The 14035-nt window shown below is 47.1% G+C and carries 20 protein-coding genes and 1 tRNA gene; 1 reads left to right on the forward strand and 20 read right to left on the reverse strand.

Features of this window, described 5'->3' with window-relative positions:
- Positions 1–33: 33 nt before the first annotated feature.
- From HPY28_RS02985 to HPY28_RS03045, 13 genes are all read right to left on the reverse strand, one after another.
- Complete coding sequence (locus HPY28_RS02985) at positions 34–753, reverse strand: demethylmenaquinone methyltransferase (RefSeq protein ID WP_017248113.1); 720 nt, start codon at positions 751–753, stop codon at positions 34–36.
- Positions 754–757: 4 nt separating this feature from the next.
- A complete protein-coding gene (locus HPY28_RS02990; RefSeq protein WP_017248112.1) occupies positions 758–1594 on the reverse strand; it encodes a heptaprenyl diphosphate synthase component 1 in 837 nt (278 codons plus the stop codon).
- 125 nt (positions 1595–1719) lie between these two features.
- Positions 1720–2235 carry a hypothetical protein gene (locus tag HPY28_RS02995; RefSeq protein WP_069845336.1) on the reverse strand — a complete coding sequence of 172 codons (516 nt, stop codon included), beginning with the start codon at positions 2233–2235 and terminating at the stop codon, positions 1720–1722.
- A gap of 76 nt (positions 2236–2311) precedes the next feature.
- Entirely contained in the window at positions 2312–2542 is a 231-nt protein-coding gene (gene mtrB, locus HPY28_RS03000; protein ID WP_017248110.1) for a trp RNA-binding attenuation protein MtrB, read from the reverse strand.
- A gap of 37 nt (positions 2543–2579) precedes the next feature.
- Entirely contained in the window at positions 2580–3290 is a 711-nt protein-coding gene (locus HPY28_RS03005; protein ID WP_017248109.1) for a lytic transglycosylase domain-containing protein, read from the reverse strand.
- Between the two features lie 112 nt (positions 3291–3402).
- Positions 3403–3479, reverse strand: a tRNA-Pro gene (locus tag HPY28_RS03010).
- Positions 3480–3545: 66 nt separating this feature from the next.
- Positions 3546–4112: a GTP cyclohydrolase I FolE gene (folE, locus tag HPY28_RS03015; RefSeq protein ID WP_017248108.1), complete on the reverse strand. Its 567-nt coding sequence runs from the start codon at positions 4110–4112 to the stop codon at positions 3546–3548.
- Between the two features lie 207 nt (positions 4113–4319).
- Entirely contained in the window at positions 4320–4592 is a 273-nt protein-coding gene (locus HPY28_RS03020; RefSeq protein WP_005831316.1) for an HU family DNA-binding protein, read from the reverse strand.
- 237 nt (positions 4593–4829) lie between these two features.
- On the reverse strand, positions 4830–6308 hold the full coding sequence (gene spoIVA, locus HPY28_RS03025; protein WP_026043041.1) for a stage IV sporulation protein A: 1479 nt from the start codon (positions 6306–6308) through the stop codon (positions 4830–4832).
- A 180-nt stretch (positions 6309–6488) separates the two neighbouring features.
- Complete coding sequence (locus HPY28_RS03030; RefSeq protein ID WP_017248106.1) at positions 6489–7217, reverse strand: hypothetical protein; 729 nt, start codon at positions 7215–7217, stop codon at positions 6489–6491.
- Between the two features lie 16 nt (positions 7218–7233).
- Entirely contained in the window at positions 7234–7581 is a 348-nt protein-coding gene (locus HPY28_RS03035; RefSeq protein WP_012686141.1) for a 2Fe-2S iron-sulfur cluster-binding protein, read from the reverse strand.
- A gap of 16 nt (positions 7582–7597) precedes the next feature.
- Positions 7598–7894 carry a 2Fe-2S iron-sulfur cluster-binding protein gene (locus HPY28_RS03040; protein ID WP_017248105.1) on the reverse strand — a complete coding sequence of 99 codons (297 nt, stop codon included), beginning with the start codon at positions 7892–7894 and terminating at the stop codon, positions 7598–7600.
- Between the two features lie 12 nt (positions 7895–7906).
- Positions 7907–8095, reverse strand: a complete 189-nt coding sequence (locus HPY28_RS03045; RefSeq protein ID WP_017248104.1) for a DUF2768 family protein — start codon at positions 8093–8095, stop codon at positions 7907–7909.
- Positions 8096–8229: 134 nt separating this feature from the next.
- On the opposite strand from HPY28_RS03045, the gene HPY28_RS03050 reads away from it, so the two are divergent.
- Positions 8230–8706 carry a hypothetical protein gene (locus HPY28_RS03050; RefSeq protein WP_017248103.1) on the forward strand — a complete coding sequence of 159 codons (477 nt, stop codon included), beginning with the start codon at positions 8230–8232 and terminating at the stop codon, positions 8704–8706.
- 120 nt (positions 8707–8826) lie between these two features.
- Here the strand turns inward: HPY28_RS03050 and HPY28_RS03055 are convergent, their stop codons facing one another.
- The 7 genes from HPY28_RS03055 to HPY28_RS03085 form a co-directional block, all read right to left on the reverse strand.
- On the reverse strand, positions 8827–9093 hold the full coding sequence (locus HPY28_RS03055; RefSeq protein ID WP_017248102.1) for a stage VI sporulation protein F: 267 nt from the start codon (positions 9091–9093) through the stop codon (positions 8827–8829).
- 78 nt (positions 9094–9171) lie between these two features.
- Entirely contained in the window at positions 9172–10224 is a 1053-nt protein-coding gene (locus HPY28_RS03060) for an NAD(P)H-dependent glycerol-3-phosphate dehydrogenase (protein ID WP_217444690.1), read from the reverse strand.
- A gap of 13 nt (positions 10225–10237) precedes the next feature.
- Positions 10238–10840 carry a glycerol-3-phosphate 1-O-acyltransferase PlsY gene (gene plsY, locus HPY28_RS03065; RefSeq protein WP_017248100.1) on the reverse strand — a complete coding sequence of 201 codons (603 nt, stop codon included), beginning with the start codon at positions 10838–10840 and terminating at the stop codon, positions 10238–10240.
- 15 nt (positions 10841–10855) lie between these two features.
- Complete coding sequence (der, locus tag HPY28_RS03070; RefSeq protein ID WP_017248099.1) at positions 10856–12169, reverse strand: ribosome biogenesis GTPase Der; 1314 nt, start codon at positions 12167–12169, stop codon at positions 10856–10858.
- 54 nt (positions 12170–12223) lie between these two features.
- The gene (locus HPY28_RS03075) at positions 12224–12406 is read right to left on the reverse strand and encodes a capping complex subunit for YIEGIA (RefSeq protein ID WP_017248098.1); all 183 of its coding nucleotides are present in this window, start codon (positions 12404–12406) and stop codon (positions 12224–12226) included.
- Between the two features lie 3 nt (positions 12407–12409).
- Complete coding sequence (locus tag HPY28_RS03080) at positions 12410–13315, reverse strand: YIEGIA family protein (RefSeq protein WP_017248097.1); 906 nt, start codon at positions 13313–13315, stop codon at positions 12410–12412.
- 7 nt (positions 13316–13322) lie between these two features.
- Complete coding sequence (locus HPY28_RS03085; RefSeq protein ID WP_017248096.1) at positions 13323–13958, reverse strand: YphA family membrane protein; 636 nt, start codon at positions 13956–13958, stop codon at positions 13323–13325.
- Positions 13959–14035: the final 77 nt, after the last annotated feature.

Consider the following 14035-nt stretch of genomic DNA (forward strand, 5'->3'; position numbering starts at 1 on the left):
ATGTACGCGTTTGGCGCCATCGCATTCGTCAACCTATGGCTTTGTGCCAATATGCAAGGCTGATACGCCGCCCATAAACAATTTGACCTGAACCGGGTCCAAGCCTGCTTTTTGAAACATGCTTGCCAGTTCGCGACTGTCCGGGAAATTGGTCAGGGATTGTGGCAGCCACGCATACTCTTCGTACTTGTTGACTGTCAGCTTCGCGATAAATGGCAAGATTTTGTAGAAATATAAGTAAAATAGCTTCCGGTACGGAATGAACGGGGGCTTGGACACTTCCAGAGAAACGACTTTACCGCCCGGCTTTACAACACGCGCCATTTCATTCAAGACCTGCTGAACATCCGGTACATTGCGCAGGGCAAACCCGATTGTCACGAAGTCGAATGTATGATCCTCGTAGGGCAGATTCATTGCATCTGCGTTTACTAGCTTTACGTTGTTGCCAACACCTGCGTTCGCCACTTTATATGCCCCGACATCCAACATATTTTGGCTGAAATCAAGGCCAACAACGCTGCCTTCTTTACCAACTGCCTTGGCCAATGCAATGGTCCAGTCTGCTGTACCACAAGCGACATCCAACGCTGTATGCCCTGGCTGGATATTCATCTGCTTCATCGTGTAATTACGCCAAGCAATATGACTGCCAAAGCTGATTACATTATTCATTTTGTCGTAATCGTTTGCAATGCTCTCGAAAACGGAGTGAACGTACTCTGCTTTCTCATTCATCTGTGTCTGGTTCACTTGGCTACATCTCCTCAATTACCTTCTTCAAGCGACTGATCCGATGGGAGTACCGTGCCGTAATGGATGCAAGCATGTTCCGCGTCTCTGCCGGATGCAGCGTACGTACCATTTGCTCACATAAACCGATTAATTCGATGGCTTTTCCCTCAACGCCAGACAAAACTTGCGCGAGTGTAGCACCGGGTTTTTGCAGCAAAAAACGGGCAAAACCAAAAGGGACTTGTTCTTGCCATTTGAGCTGCTCCCACTCTCCGATCACACTCTCTACCTTGGCTGTTTCCTTCATCAGATCGCTCCAGAATCGACGGCGATCAGCTGAATCAGCATACTCCTCTACAACAGCCACGTATAAGCCCGTATCAATCGTATTTCGCAGTTCCCAGTACTCTTCATCTGATAAAATCTTGCTATCTCGCCCAGCGATGTAGAGTCTCATTTTCGCTTCGTTCACTCGCTGAATGGCTGCCGACAACACTTGAATGGCTTGGATTTCACCCGCTGAAGCCAGAAGGTGATAATAGCGACTGCTGTAATAATCACCCGCAAGTACGGTCAGCTGTCGGTTTCGCTCCGCGCTCTGTGAGGAGTCGTACTCATTTTTCACGAGCTCATGCGTGTCCAGTCCCAATTGGACAAGTCCTGTTGCTGTACATAAAACCGAAGCCTTTTCCTTCGGCATACCTTGTTCCAGCAAAAAAAGGTACAACAGCTCTAGACGATTTTCCGCCATGGAAGGAACGTCAACATAATGTTCTACATAGGAATGGGTGATTCTCTTGTAGATTTGTTCGATAATGGACCGAACCTCTTCTACATTCGGGGAAAGTTCTTTGCTCATGCGTCCTCCTCCACAAGCTGCACAACCTAAAGATGTCTGCCTGTTCCGTACTGTTCCTTACTCTTCGGTCTTCCTCTGCCGTCCGGTCAAAAGGCCGTCTCTACTATCATACCATACTTCTTCCATCAGGGACTAATTCGCTCATAAAAATACGGCTCGATTCGAATGGGAAATGTACTGCTTACAAAGGACTGGATATCCGAAGGGTCGGTCAAAGGTTTGTCATGCCCTGCGAGATTTCCCGTTGTCGATTGTATGGCAATCAATAGTCTCGATTCTTTTGGTGGATCCGTCTCCTCCAACAAGCGATAGTACACGGGCCCAACATTGTCTGCATAGGTACGCAAGTCGTATGTCAAACGGTAAAAATCTTGATAGACGGTGTTTAGCTCTACTTTTTCGGCAGGTTTCACCACAAAATCGACATAGATCGATGGGTTTTCCCATTTTATACGCTTAATATTATAATGTGTCGACAACCTTGTAAACAAATCAAGGGCATTTTGCTCGCTTAAGTGAATGGCTCGTGCCGACTGAAATGTCGGTATATCCGCTTGCATCCACTGATTTGTGGGAACGAGCGACAGCATCAGAGCCAAGAAAGTGGAAACAGCAATCGCCATCAACAATTGGCGCGGCATAGACATCCCTCCTCTCCTCCATTGTACAAACAAAAAAAGCAGGCTATGCCTGCTTCTTAGCAAAACGACTTGCTCTTTATTCGGTCGTATCCACGACGCCATGCTGCGAGTAAATTACTGCTTTTCCTCGCACCTTAATCGCAGAGGTGTGCTCAGTAAATTGAAAAATCATGACCTCGTCTTTATCGAGCTTCTCTGTATGATGAAAACGCGTATCAGTGCCTCTTGTTAATCCGATCACATGAACGCCATTTTCCTTCGCTTTGACTACGAAATAATCCTGATTAAATCCCGATGGTTGTGCCAATATGTTTCCTCCTGACCAATACGATATGCGAGTATGTCTAGTATGATGCCCCTTCTGACTCCAGTCGGCTCATGATCTTGTCTACATAGCGCTGTGTCTCTTGCGGCAATTGGTCAAACTTCGCTTCTAGTTCGTCATCACTGCTGATTCCCAGACGACTCATCCGACCTGGACCAGCATTGTAAGCAGCAAGTGCTACTTTCACATCTCCATCATAACGATCCAAGAGCGACTTCAAATATTTTGTTCCACCTTCAAGGTTTTCATCAGGGTCGTATACATTACGGACTTGCATGGCTTTTGCCGTATTGTCCATCAGCTGCATCAAGCCCTTCGCCCCTGCGTGAGATTCTACATTCGGATTGAAATTGGATTCGGCCCTGACGACCTCTCTCACTAGATCAGCGTCCACTCCGATCGCTTTCGCTGTCTGATCAATCTTGCCCAAAATTTCCGGGGTAGGAACAGATGGCCCTTTTGCAAAAAACAGGGACTGCTCATTTTGAATATGGGTAGGAATCTTCCAGTTCTTAGAACCATCTAACTTGGCTAAAATCTCCTGCGAACTGATAACCCGCTGGCCGGTTGTTGCTAGCTGGGACTGCAGGATGTCCGAGAAGAGCCCCTCGTCTCCATACGAAAGCGAAGAGGCGTCATAGGTTTGCGGCAATGTTTGCAAATATGGTTGAAGTGATACAGGCACCTTCATAGCATTGAACAACCCTTCCCTAGCTTGTCTACCTATCATTATAAAAAAGAAAGATCAAGAAGCCAATAGCAAAATGGTACTACTTGGGAGAGTAGCCATTTCACATAAAAAAAGAAGCCTTTGCTCAAGGCTTCTGATCGTTATATGCAGATGGTCGGAATGCAGGGATTCGAACCCTGGACCTCACCCACCCCAAGGGTGCGCGCTACCGGGCTGCGCCACATCCCGACTGTACATCCGTACTATACAATATTTTACTTATAGAGTCAATATAATTTCCTTATTTTTGAATTTTTATGAGCGAATCAAGCTAAATACTTCTGCACGGGCAGCCGCATCTTTCTCAAACATCCCGCGAACAGCAGAGGTGATCGTTTTCGAGCCTGGCTTTTTCACGCCACGCATCGTCATGCACATATGCTCTGCTTCAACAACCACAACCACGCCATGCGGATCGAGCTTGCGCATAATCGCGTCTGCTACTGTCGATGTAATGCGTTCCTGCAACTGCGGGCGTTTGGCAACGGTATCAACCGCACGCGCCAACTTGCTCAGTCCAACCACGCGGCCCCCACGCGGTACGTAAGCGACATGCGCTTTACCAAAAAAGGGAACCAAGTGATGCTCACACATGGAGTAAAACGGAATGTCCTTCACTAACACCATTTCCTCATGATCTTCGCTAAAGACAGTCTCAAAATACTGATCTTCGTCTATATGCATGCCCTCAAATACTTCAGCGTACATTTTCGCAACTCGCTTAGGGGTATCGAGGACTCCTTCTCGATTAGGATCATCCCCTACTGCTTCTAGGATCATGCGAACAGCTTGCTGTATTTTATCCAAATCGACGTTCATCATTGTACCTCCTACGTAACGGCATACGCCTTGTTTCTCATCCAAAAGCTCTGCCTGCTCGCGATCAAAGCCAATCTTACCATATCGTTTTAAAAAAGACAAAAAAATATGCCAGTATTTTCATAGGCAAACTGTATGTACACAGAAAAAAACCCACATTTTATCAATGTGGATTTTTTTATGTAAGTGCTTCGTTCTCAAAAGAAACAACTACTTGATGGAGTCTTTGAGTTGTTTACCTGGTTTAAACGCAGGTACTTTGCTGGAAGCGATTTCGATCTCTTCACCAGTTTGTGGGTTACGACCTTTACGAGCCGCACGTTCACGAACTTCGAAGTTACCAAAGCCGATCAGTTGGACTTTATCACCAGTTTTCAATGCATCTGCAATTGCGTCAAGAACTGCATCAACTGCTTTTGTTGCATCTTTCTTGGTGAGTTCTGTGGTTTCAGCCACTTTTGCAATCAGTTCTGTTTTGTTCATTTTATTCACCTCCCCTCAAAGAACACCAAGTCCTAGCTATTATTTTTCTTAACCGAAACGAAGCGTTTTATACACGAATGGTTGTTTTTACCGATCTGACAAGCTTATAGTAATACACCGATTTCTTAAATTCAAGCCCCTCCTGTCGAAATTGAACGAAATACAAGAAAAAAAGGCATCTCGTCATGTCAGATGCCTTCCCTATATTTGTTGTTTATAGGACTTTGGAACTATTTATTAGAGTATGATCGCAATCAGGCCACCCGATCCCTCGTTGATGATTCGACCTAAAGTCTCCTGTAATTTGTATCTGGCGTTGTCTGGCATCATGGTAATTTTTGCCTGAATACCCTCTCTTACGATGGAATGGAGCGAGCGTCCAAAAATATCGGAGTTCCAGATGGAAAGCGGGTCTTTGTCAAAATCTTGCATCAGATAGCGGACAAGCTCCTCACTCTGCTTCTCTGTTCCGATAATCGGAGCGAATTCAGACTCGACATCCACCCGAATCATGTGAATAGACGGTGCTGTTGCTTTAAGTCTGACTCCAAAGCGCGGCCCCTGGCGGATTAGTTCAGGTTCGTCCAAGGTCATTTCATGCAACGACGGGGCTGCTATACCGTAGCCCGTACTTCGGACCATGTGCAATGCTTCCGCTACCTGATCAAACTCGCGCTTGGCATGTGCGAATTCCTGCATGATTTTCAACAAGTGATCCTTGCCATTTATCTCAACACCGACAATTTCCATCAAGATGCGGTCATACAGTTCATCTGGCGCGTAGAGGTCAATCTCTGCGATCCCTTGCCCCATATGCATACCAGCAAGAGAGGCTCTCTCTACGAAGTCATAGTCATTGAAGAAGCCGACGACACGGTCCACATCGCGTAACCGGCGGATATCCTGCACGGTCTCACGTACGGCTTCCTCGTAGTTCTGACGCAGCCAGTGCCCGTTTTCCAGCACCATTACCCAGCTCGGCAGATTGACATTTACTTCATGAACTGGGAATTCAAACAGAACTTCTCTCATGAGGAGCAAGATTTCCTGCTCTGTCATATGATCAACCGACAAGGCAACGACTGGGACATCGTATTTTTCCTGGAGCTGTACACGAAGGTTTTGTGCTTCGTCGGCGCGCGGACGCGTCGAGTTTACAACGATCACGAACGGTTTTCCGACTTCCTTCAGCTCGTTTACAACCCGCTCCTCTGCATCGATGTATCCTACACGCGGTATTTCCGCGATGCTGCCATCCGTTGTCACAACAATCCCGATGGTTGAGTGTTCCTGGATAACCTTGCGTGTCCCGACTTCGGCCGCTTCCTCAAATGGTACAGGCTCTTCATACCAAGGTGTATTTACCATTCTTGGGCCATTGTCGTCTTCAAAGCCCTTTGCCCCTTGCACCGTATAGCCAACGCAGTCAACGAGGCGGACATTGATGCTGAGTCCTTCTGTCACATGTACGTTAACGGCCTGATTCGGAACAAATTTGGGTTCGGTTGTCATGATTGTTCGTCCTGAAGCGCTCTGCGGCAACTCGTCTGTCGCTCGTATCCGCTCCGCTTCAGAGTTAATATTCGGGATGACAACTTGCTCCATAAACCGCTTGATAAAGGTAGACTTTCCCGTACGAACAGGGCCTACCACTCCGAGGTAGATGTCTCCGCCCGTCCGTTCGGCAATGTCTTTAAAGATGTCGACTCGTTCCACCATCGATGACCTCCTTCTATTTGTCTATTTTTACACTATGACCGATTTTCCGAATTATCCCTGACCGCCAGTATTTTCGTAGGGAATCTCGTACTAGTTTTGTGGACAGTACAAATATATGTATTTTTGCGTTAACTAGAACAAAAAAAACGACCCTGATCAGAGTCGTTTTTCGTAAAGCTAATTTAGTTTGAGAAGCCTTGGGTCACCATCGACCATTTCATATGGAAACGATTTCGCTGGCACAAACATCGAATGGCGTGCAAGAACGTACCTCGGGTCTGTTTTTTCCGGCACGGTTACTTTTGTATCCCGAAGCAATTGCGCGATATCCGAAGCATAGTCGATCCCGACTTGTCCTTCAGCGTTCATGACCAGTGGCAATAAGTAAGTCCCCATCGTGGACGGCACCTGCCACGCTTTTAACCCGAGCCGTTCATGATCGATGGAATAGTAGCCATTCCCCAGGTCAGCGAGTACAGGCAGCTTTTCGAAATGTCCTTTGTAACGGTCTACTTCGCTCTGTACATCCGCTACTGTACTGACAGCGGTCAAATGAATGAGCTTCACTGTCGGCTTTGTATCCACATCAATGAGTACGTACTTGTATACGCCACCTTTTTCAAATGCGTTCCCTGGTACATCCGGCATGTATTTAGGGATCATCCTACGGAAATCAATCTCGTATTTTTCAAAAATAGGAGTATCGAGGGTTTTCGTTACGATTGGCAATACTGCTGTGTCTTTTTGGAATTGCTCAATCGCTTTTTGTGTTGCTTCTACAAAAAAGGTACTAGGAATTTGATTCTCTGCTCTGCGTTCATCCGGATACAAGCATCCGGATAAAAGAGAAGACAGAATCGTCAAACTGATCACAAGCTTGAACGATTTTCGCCACGATTGCCACATCTTATGTACACACCTCTTACATTCCATCTTCATTTTCTTTGCGTTGTCGCTCGAGTGCAGCCGCTACCACTGATTTCAGCTTGCTTTCTGGAATCCTGACTGTACAATCCTTTTCCGTCGTTTTTGCCTGACAGGCCAAACGAATCCCATTGGCGAGATCCTTTTCAGGCAGCTTGCGCTTTTCCAGCGCCGTTGGCGGGCACAGCAGGCCATTCTCAACGACCACACGGCACATCAGACAAGATGCATGCCCACCGCATCTCTGCGGGATTACGACGCGAGCTGACGAAGCTACACCGACCAAGGTTTGCCCTGTCCGCGCCTTCACACTCTTCTTGCTCGGGAGAAAGGTTACTTTCCCCATTTTGTCACTTCCTTTACTAGTACGGCCGATGAGCTACCTTGACTGTTCCTGCTGAAACAATCTTTGTCTGGCAGCCTAATCTGTAGCCTTCTGCGCGTTCAGCCTTGCGCAATCGCAGTTTTTCTTCTGGTGTCACTTCGTTTAAGTACTCTGCTCCTTCTAGAACATGCGTACGGCATTGTGCACATACCCCTCTTTGGCAGGCATGGCCCCACACGATGTTGTTCTTTTTCGCAAGAGCAACAATGGATTCATTCAACTCGATCGAGACTTCATGACTGCCTGCACGAGTAAGTAATGTGATCGTTGACATCGATAATCCTCCCTAGACAAAAATCACAATCAAAATCATGACAAGCACGACGAGTAATAGTAAGAATGCGAAGGTCTTCACCAGGAACCGCAAAAACGCATTGGTTATTTTTCTGGCAAAGATCATAACTAAATTGCAGACGAACATGAGCCCAATGGCAATTAAGGAAATGTTCATCTTTGTCATAGGATCAATATACATCGGGACTGCAGCATCCTTTGCATTTTTTGCTTTATTATACCATACTTCCCCATCTTCGTCTGACGCTTGCGAACCTAATACTAGACATTCGCATAGACTATCGTGATGAATTCGCCCATTGGAGGGATGAAACGTTGAGTAATAAAGTAAATAATCGAAAATGGCGGAATCCATATGCACCTATACCCAGCAAAAAATTAAGCGACCAAATCGAAAATGTCTCCCTTTCCATTTCACCGAAAAGAATCCTGCCCTCGGTTGATTTGCGCACCTCTGTTTCAAAAATGCGCCATAACATCAAAGGGATCGGCAGCACGATCCGGCAGGTAGAAGACACGATGGATTCGTTGTACGGGGCGATGGAGATGATGGAGAACCTCGGAAAACGCACGCCTGAGCCTGAGGTCGTTGCCGAAAAGCCTACTGGCAAACGCAAAGCTGCTCCAGAGCCACAAAAGGCAGCAGAAACAGCACCACAGGAATCAGGCTTAGGCAACCTTTTGGGCAATATAGATATCGGGCAATTACTGGGTCTCCTGCAATCCCCATTAGTCCAGAACCTGATTACACAGGTAAGCAGCAACTCCAAGGAACGAAAAAAAGAGGGATAAGATCCCTCTTTTTTTCTTGCAATCTGTAGGTCAGCCATGTCCCTGTAGAGCCATGATTGTTCCTAGTCTTACTGTATGACGGTTTTTGTTGCAGGTAACGGGCATAATCGCCCATTTCTCTTATTTGAGCAGCTTGGTCAAGGTGGACATGTCACTGAGATTGATTTCCTGATTGCGAAACATTTCAATGACCTTATCCTCCTTTTCAGGAGTTAATTGCTTGCCGCTAAGGGTAGCGAGTGTGCGAATGATTTGACGGAGCTTAGTCTCATCTTCAAAATCACTGCGCTTGACCTGACCGGCTAGTGAACGAAGCTTTTCTTCATCAACATTTTCCGTTGCTTTTCCTTGCAAGCGCTCAAAAAGTCGTTTCGACATATTATTCATGTGAAATCTCCTCCTGCACATGGGCTTTCACCACATCGTATGTGCAGAAGCCTAAATCGGTGATACTTCATTCATGACTTATTCCGCATCAGGATTGAGGTATGCCATTTCAAAGGTTTTTCCGCGCCCCATCAGTTCTTCCACGCCTTGACGAGCTTCTTTTCCTTCAAACAGCATGCCATACAGAACAGAAGTGATTGGCATTTCCACTTGCTCGCGTTTCGATAAGGAAAAGGCTGCATTTGTTGTCCGAACGCCTTCGACGACCATCCCCATCTGCGTCAGTACGTCATCGAGTTTTTTTCCTTGTCCGAGCATATAACCTGCACGCCAGTTTCGGCTGTGTTTACTTGTACATGTGGCAATCAAATCGCCAACACCAGCTAGACCTGAGAACGTAAGCGGCTTAGCACCGAGCTTAATGCCCAGACGGCTAATTTCCGCCAAACCACGGGTCAACAGCGCTGCCTTAGCGTTGTCTCCGTATCCTAAGCCATCAGACATCCCTGCACCAAGTGCAATGATGTTCTTCAACGCTCCAGCGATCTCAGCGCCAATCAAATCCGGGTTAGTATACACACGAAAATTCGTATTCATCAGCAAATCCTGAGAGCGCAGCATGCTTTCTTCCGATTCAGACGCCATCACAACTGTCGTTGGTTGCCGTTTGACTACTTCCTCTGCATGGCTCGGCCCTGACAACACAGCCATTCTGGACGCAATCTCTTTCGGCACCTCTTCCGCAATGACTTCTGACATTCGCTTCAGACTTTCCAGTTCAAAGCCTTTTGTCGCATGAATCAAAAGTACATCCGGTTCTAAGTACGGAGCCACTTGCTGACAGATTTGGCGCATGGCATGGGAAGGAACAACGAGAAGAACAATTCGCTTGCCTATTACAGCCTCTTGAATGTTGGTCGTCGCCACTATGTTTACTGAAAGCTTTTCTCCAGGCAGGTATTTTTCATTCACATGCTTGCTGTTTATTTCTTCTGCCAGCTTGGTATCCCGTACCCAAAGCGTAACTTGATGCCCGTTGTCCGCCAAAACAGTCGCAAGTGCCGTTCCCCAGCTTCCGGCCCCAATCACCGTAACATTTTGAATCAATACGTCCCCCTCCACTTTTCTCATGTCCGTTCGTACATTATCCCAGCTTCCGGTTGGACTTATCTCCTAGTTTCCGTTCGTTTCCTGAAAGAAGATTGCGGATATTATTATAATGACGAATGTAAGCAAAGATTGCGATCGCCAAGCTCGCCCAAATAAAGGAAATAGGTTTGTCCAACAAGTAAAGGGTAAATGGAATAACCGTTACGATAACCAATGATCCTAATGAAACAAAGCGAGTGATCGCAATGACTATGACAGCCAACACGGCAGCGATCAAAAAAGCCAAGGGAGAAAAACCTAACACGACACCTAGCGTGGTCGCAATGCCTTTCCCTCCGCGGAATCCAAAAAAGATCGGCCAATTGTGACCGGCGATAACAAACAAACCTGCCACAGCATACGCTGCCGGGTCTCCTGTCATCAGGTGAGTCAGTCCCATCGCAGCTGTTCCTTTAAGTGCATCAAGAAGGAGAACGGCAATGCCGGGGCCTTTTCCTAACACCCTTAAGGTATTAGTTGCACCGGCATTTCCGCTGCCATGAGAACGTATGTCAATTCCTGCGACTTTTTTGGCGATAAGATAGCTAAAGCTAATAGAACCGATTAAATAGCTAATCACCCAGGATAATAACACCATGGCGTTTTTCTCTCCCTACGTTTTTTTCCGTGTCCAGATTCTAACTGGTGTGCCTTCAAACACAAAAGCTTCACGGATCTTGTTCTCTATGTAACGTTCATAGGAGAAGTGCATAAGTTCTGGATCGTTCACAAACAAAATGAACGTCGGTGGTTTCACTGTCGCTTGTGTCGCATAGTTGATCTTCAAGCGTTTGCCGCGATCAGATGGTGGAGGTGTACGGATCGTCGCATCTGTTACCAAATCATTGAGAACGCCGGTAGGAACGCGCATAGTATGTGCTTGTGCTACTTCATTAACCTTCGGCAGAATCGTATGGACACGTTGCTTCGATTTTGCAGACACATACATGATCGGAGCGTAATCCAGGTATTTAAATTCTTCGCGGATCAACTCTGTGAAGCGTTGCATCGTTTTGTCGTCTTTTTCAATAGCATCCCATTTGTTCACGACAATAATGACACCACGGCCAGCCTCATGTGCATAACCCGCGATCTTCTTGTCCTGCTCGATAATGCCCTCTTCCCCGTTAATGACAACAAGAACGACATCGGAATCTTCAATGGAACGCATCGCACGCATCACACTGTATTTTTCCGTTGTTTCATACACCTTCCCGCGCTTGCGCATACCTGCCGTATCTACGAGAATGTAGCTTTGGCCATCACGCTCAAATGGCGTGTCGATCGCATCACGGGTCGTTCCGGCAACTTCACTGACAATGACTCGCTCTTCACCGAGAATCGCATTCGTCAAGGAAGACTTCCCGACGTTTGGACGACCGATGATGGATACACGAATGATATCGTCTCTTTTCTCTTCGTCATCCTCTGCTGGGAAATGCTGAACCACGTCTTCCAGCATATCGCCCAAGCCAAGACCATGGCTACCCGAGACAGGGAATGGCTCACCCAAGCCCAAGGAGTAAAAGTCGTAAATATCCGCACGCATTTCCGGATTATCCGCTTTGTTCACCGCGAGTACGACAGGTTTTCCTGTCCGATTCAGCATTCGTGACAGTTCAACGTCCGCATCTGTCACACCTGTGCGGCTATCTGCAATCATAATGATGACATCTGCTTCGTCAATCGCAAGCTCTGCCTGGTAACGCATCTGTGTAAGAATCGCGTCGGTCTCGCCAAACTCAATTCCACCGGTATCAATCACATGGAAAGTATGAGTTAACCATTCACCTTTCCCGTACAGGCGGTCACGGGTTACTCCCGGCATATCCTCCACGATCGCGACTCGTTCGCCAATCAATCTGTTAAAAATCGTGGACTTTCCCACGTTGGGTCTCCCCACAATGGCTACCACTGGTAATCCCATAATCAACAACACTCTCTCTCATTTTACGTTTTGACTAGCTAATCATACCATACACTACTTATGCCGAACAATGATAAGGGTATCGTCGCTCACTTCATGCACCATCGCGTCCAGTATCTTTTCCAGCGTGAAAGCCGTTTGCTGCATCTTCTCCGTAGTAGATTCGATAAAAATCGGGACACCACCCGCAATCCTGTCTTTGTTCGTCGTAATCACCGACAAGATTAATCCTGTCATGGCCTACAGCTCCTTTTTCACCATTCTAGTCTTCGTTGGCATTCGGAAGACGCTTTCGAGAATCGGGACTGCACGAATGACGGACGTTGCGCGTTCCACATCTTTTTCTTGCGGTAATAAAAATACACCCAGTCTCCCTGACTGTATATCACGTTTTACCAATGGTGTTAGCGATGGCTCTCCGGTATCTGTATAAACGCCGAGCTGCGTCGCGACATCGTGCAATATCGCTTGCCGCTGTCCTGGGTGGGCAATCGTGACCTTGGCATTGGCATCCCTCGGTGTCAGAATAAAACCCACACCTTGCTCACGTATGATCTCTTGGGCATCTGCCAACCCGACGTTCATGATGTAAATGTCGTTCACATACAAGTCTCTTCCTTCCATTCTCACTTCCCCCGGCTCGATCTCTGCAATCAGCGACAGTGTTTTTCCAGAGCGCAGCTTGCGAGAAATCATCAAGGCGATGACACCCGCGATGACACCTCCCCACCAATGAAAAAGGATGGTAGCCGTCGTTGTCACCAAAGAAGTAAACATGACCATGTAATTGCGTCCTTCAAACACCATTGCGATTCCTTCGATATAGGGACCACCACGGGGCACTAGCTCCTGCTTATCGATCTCTGTGAGCGTAGTGCGTTCCATGTTCCTGACATCGCGGAATTGCTGAGCAGCCACCGTCAAAAATGTGACCGCCGTGTAATTCTCCTTGAGCAGGGCAGGAATCGCTAACGCTCCGAGCGCGGATGCAATCACCCCAAGTGAAATGTGAATAATTTTTCCGTGGGGATAGGTTGGATATTGTCGATAATCCGTTCGCAAAAGATGAATCCGGCACATAATCCCGAATAGGAAGCCCAGAACTAAAGGAAAAACATATTCATAAGCTAGCAATTCCTTGAACACCCTAGCGTCACCTGCCCGTATCGGAATGGGAAGACTCTGTTTCTGTTCTACCAAGAATACGACGAATCGCAGACCAGACGATGCTGACGAGAGCCCATAGTGATATGCCACTCCACAAGAGATCTTGCGCATACTCCGATCCCCATTGACAGGAACCCGACAATTTCCAAAAATAAAGCGAATGTATCGCATCTGCGAGTGGCATGGCGAGCGTGAGCTGAAACAGCTGGCCCAGATTCGTTCTGCTCATCAAAAAAATCGTACTGACTCCAACAGCGGGTACGATGATCCTCTCATCCCAAAACAGCAAGATCGGATCGGTAAAAAACAGCCAGCGCAGCCAAAATAGCAAAAGGGCGGTTGCCAGCGCACTCAGCAAGTACAATCTGCGTATTTTGGACATGAGCTTGGTGTAAAGGACAATACTTGCGATCAGTGGCAATATCGTTCCACTTAGACTAACTTGAATGGGTGCAAAATAGATTTCCCAGTTCACAAACGTACAAATTAAAAACGCACTGATCACTGCGAGCACTCGTCTGCGTTCCATCTTCATGTTTTGCAGCTGCAAGTCAAAGCTTCCCATCCAGACAAGACACAGCAAAGACCACTGGATGAGGATCGCAACGGTTCCCTCGTTCATGTTCATCTCCTCAAAATGATGGTTGTCTCCCCCAAAAGTATGCCTCAACCAAGGAAATTTCATGAATCGAATGCTCG

The sequence above is a fragment of the Brevibacillus sp. HB1.2 genome (assembly GCF_013332495.1).
Lineage (GTDB): Bacteria > Bacillota > Bacilli > Brevibacillales > Brevibacillaceae > Brevibacillus > Brevibacillus porteri.

Excerpts from the sequence above, each read along its gene's own strand:
- HPY28_RS02990 (WP_017248112.1), bottom strand. The coding sequence starts at position 1,594 with ATGAGCAAAGAACTTTCCCCGAATGTAGAAGAGGTTCGGTCCATTATC.
- HPY28_RS02995 (WP_069845336.1), bottom strand. The coding sequence starts at position 2,235 with ATGCCGCGCCAATTGTTGATGGCGATTGCTGTTTCCACTTTCTTGGCT.
- HPY28_RS03005 (WP_017248109.1), bottom strand. The coding sequence starts at position 3,290 with ATGATAGGTAGACAAGCTAGGGAAGGGTTGTTCAATGCTATGAAGGTG.
- folE (WP_017248108.1), bottom strand. The coding sequence starts at position 4,112 with ATGATGAACGTCGATTTGGATAAAATACAGCAAGCTGTTCGCATGATC.
- HPY28_RS03020 (WP_005831316.1), bottom strand. The coding sequence starts at position 4,592 with ATGAACAAAACAGAACTGATTGCAAAAGTGGCTGAAACCACAGAACTC.
- HPY28_RS03030 (WP_017248106.1), bottom strand. The coding sequence starts at position 7,217 with ATGTGGCAATCGTGGCGAAAATCGTTCAAGCTTGTGATCAGTTTGACG.
- HPY28_RS03035 (WP_012686141.1), bottom strand. The coding sequence starts at position 7,581 with ATGGGGAAAGTAACCTTTCTCCCGAGCAAGAAGAGTGTGAAGGCGCGG.
- HPY28_RS03040 (WP_017248105.1), bottom strand. The coding sequence starts at position 7,894 with ATGTCAACGATCACATTACTTACTCGTGCAGGCAGTCATGAAGTCTCG.
- HPY28_RS03045 (WP_017248104.1), bottom strand. The coding sequence starts at position 8,095 with ATGTATATTGATCCTATGACAAAGATGAACATTTCCTTAATTGCCATT.
- HPY28_RS03055 (WP_017248102.1), bottom strand. The coding sequence starts at position 9,093 with ATGAATAATATGTCGAAACGACTTTTTGAGCGCTTGCAAGGAAAAGCA.
- HPY28_RS03060 (WP_217444690.1), bottom strand. The coding sequence starts at position 10,224 with ATGAGAAAAGTGGAGGGGGACGTATTGATTCAAAATGTTACGGTGATT.
- plsY (WP_017248100.1), bottom strand. The coding sequence starts at position 10,840 with ATGGTGTTATTATCCTGGGTGATTAGCTATTTAATCGGTTCTATTAGC.
- der (WP_017248099.1), bottom strand. The coding sequence starts at position 12,169 with ATGGGATTACCAGTGGTAGCCATTGTGGGGAGACCCAACGTGGGAAAG.
- HPY28_RS03075 (WP_017248098.1), bottom strand. The coding sequence starts at position 12,406 with ATGACAGGATTAATCTTGTCGGTGATTACGACGAACAAAGACAGGATT.
- HPY28_RS03085 (WP_017248096.1), bottom strand. The coding sequence starts at position 13,958 with ATGAACGAGGGAACCGTTGCGATCCTCATCCAGTGGTCTTTGCTGTGT.